We start from the raw sequence: 2,605 nt of genomic DNA on the forward strand, positions 1-2,605 counted from the left end.
TGCGTATTCCGATGAAGCCGGCCATTGATTCCGAAACGAAGCCGGCCACCCATTCCGATTTCATTCCGGCCAGCATTCCGATTTGAAGCCGGCCAGTCGATGCTCCCTTGGGTCGTTGTTTTGAATGGCTCTGGATTGTCGTGGGGTCAAGCGTCGGATGGTAGCGGACGCTGCTTTCGCAAGCTCTCGCCGGTGAGTTCGATGCGGTAGGCATTGTGGACCAAGCGATCGAGGATGGCGTCAGCGAGCGTCGGATTGCCGATCATGTCGTACCAGTGATCGACGGGCACCTGGCTTGTGACGATGGTGGATCGCCTCTCATAGCGATCCTCAACGATCTCCAGAAGATCACGGCGCTGCTCGTCGCTGAGCTTCTCGGGGCCCCAGTCGTCGAGGATGAGCAGGTCTGTTCTGGCGAGCGCCTTGAGGACCTTGGGATAGCGGCCGTCGCCGCGCGCCAGTGCAAGAGTGGCGAACAGCCTCGGCAGGCGATGATAGGCGACGGAGAAGTCCTCGCGGCATGCCTTGTGTCCGAGTGCGCAGGCCAGCCAGCTCTTGCCGACGCCGGCGGGTCCGATGAGCAGGAGACTGTGATGTTGCCTGATCCAGTCGCAGCCGGCGAGCTTCAGGAACAGATTGCGGTCAAGGCCACGGGCAGCGCGGAAGTCGATGTTCTCGACCTGAGCGTCATGGCGCAACCTTGCCGCGCGGGCTCTCGCCTCGAAGCGCTTCTGGCGGCGCATGGTTGCCTCGCGCTCCAGAAGAAGAGCGAGCCATTCGCCATGCTCGAGACTCCTCACTTCTGGTTGGGCCTCAAGCTCGTGATAGGCGCTTGCCATGCCGGAGAGGCCGAGTTCGCGTAGCATGTCGATGGTGGGATTGGTCAGCATGATCTTGATCCTCAATGAAAGTAGCCGGGGCCGCGCAGGTTGGCGTGCTCCATGACGGCGGCGGGTTCGGCGGAATGTCTGTTGGATTTGTGGGTGGCGATGAGCGCGGAGATGGTTTTGCAGGTCAGGCCGCCGATCTCGACGGCACGCGCCGACACAGTCTCGGCGCGCTCCCGGGGAAGATCACGATAGAGGCGCAGGATGCCGAGGCATGTTCTGAAGCCCTGTTCGGGATGCGGCCGGCTGGCGAGGATGGCGGTGATCAGCCCCTCGGTCTCGGGGCCGATCGATGCAGCCCAGCGCCGGAAGCGATCCGGTGTCCATTCGGCGTATCGACGATGCGAACTCGGCATGTGATCGGGGTCGGTGCCAAAGCGCGGCCCCCCATATCGGCGCTGATGCACTGCGACGCGCTTTCCACGATGGAATATCTCGATCATCCGGGCGGTGGCGCGGATATCGACCTGGCTCCGGATGAGGCCGTGCGGGACCGAATAGAAGAAGGTCTTGAACTCGACATGATAATCCGTCGAGACCCGCGCCAGCCGCCATTCGGCGAACTCGTAATCCTCGGCAGGAAGGGCTGCGAGGGCTGGACGCTCGACCGTCTCGAAGAGATGGCGACGGCTGACACCGAGCCGGCGCATGACATGATCGTTGATGCGTGCGAGCATATCAGTGATCGCGGCATTCGCCTCGGCAAGCGAGAAGAATGTCTGTTTGCGCAGGCGGCCGAGGATGCAGCTTTGAGCAAAGCGCACGGCGTTCTCGACCTTGGCCTTATCCTTCGGGCGTCGCGGCCGAGCCGGAAGGACACCGATACCGTAGTGGGATGCCATCATGCCGTAGCTGCGGTTGATCTCAGGATCATGGAAGCTGGCACGGTTGACGCCGGACTTCAGGTTGTCAGGCACCACAAGCCGTGGCACGCCACCAAAAAAGGCGAACATGCGTACATGCGAGCCAATCCAGTCCGGCAAGGTCTGGGTCCACGTGGCCTCGGCAAAGGTGTAGCTCGATGCGCCGAGTACGCCGACGAACAGTTCCGCCTCACGGACCTCGCCGGTCTTGCGATCGACGATCGGCACCTTCTTTCCGGAATAGTCCACGAAGACCTTGTCGCCGGCGGCATGCTCCTGGCGCATCGTCGGCGACAGGCGCTGCTCGAAGCCGCGGAACAGTTCACAGAAGCGGCTGTAGCCGTAACCGTCGGGATGGTCGCTACGGTATTCTTCCCAAAGGATCAGCAGTGTCACGCCTGGCTTCTTCAGCTCGATCGAAAGCTCAGCCCAGTCAGGCTCCTTCCTTCGCCGCTGCCCCTGCTTGACCCCAGCGCGGGCGAAAAGACGATGTTCAAGCGCATCGTCGGTCAGCTCTCCGGGCAAGGGCCAGGTCAAACCCGCAAGCGCCGCCCGCTTCAGATTATCCTGCACCGTGCTGCGAGCAACGCCCAGCACCACCGCGATCTCGCGGCTGCTTGTTCCGCTTCCGGCAAGCCGGAGCATCTGTCGTAATTGTCTCATGGTCAGCCTTCTCTTTGCCGGCATCAAACTCTCCTCGTGTACCGGGAGGCTTGATGCCAAAGTTGCTGACCCAAGGGGTATCGTTAGAGCCGAGAACCGGCCGGTAATTGATTGGAATAGTGGCCGGCTTCAAATCGGAACGGTGGCCGGTAATTAATCGGAATGCCGGCCGGCTTCAGACCGGAATCCGCA

The 2,605-nt window shown here is 61.8% G+C and carries 2 protein-coding genes; both read right to left on the reverse strand.

Going from position 1 to position 2,605, the window contains the following annotated elements; translation table 11 throughout:
- Positions 1–146: 146 nt before the first annotated feature.
- Positions 147–890 (reverse strand): IS21-like element helper ATPase IstB, encoded by a 744-nt coding sequence (istB, locus tag CRO48_RS31425; protein WP_097143548.1) that lies wholly within the window; start codon positions 888–890, stop codon positions 147–149.
- 11 nt (positions 891–901) lie between these two features.
- Positions 902–2,413, reverse strand: a complete 1,512-nt coding sequence (gene istA, locus CRO48_RS31430; protein WP_102026030.1) for an IS21 family transposase — start codon at positions 2,411–2,413, stop codon at positions 902–904.
- Between the last annotated feature and the right edge of the window lie 192 nt (positions 2,414–2,605).

Origin of the sequence: Rhizobium subbaraonis (assembly GCF_900220975.1) — a bacterium.
GTDB lineage: Bacteria > Pseudomonadota > Alphaproteobacteria > Rhizobiales > Rhizobiaceae > Mycoplana > Mycoplana subbaraonis.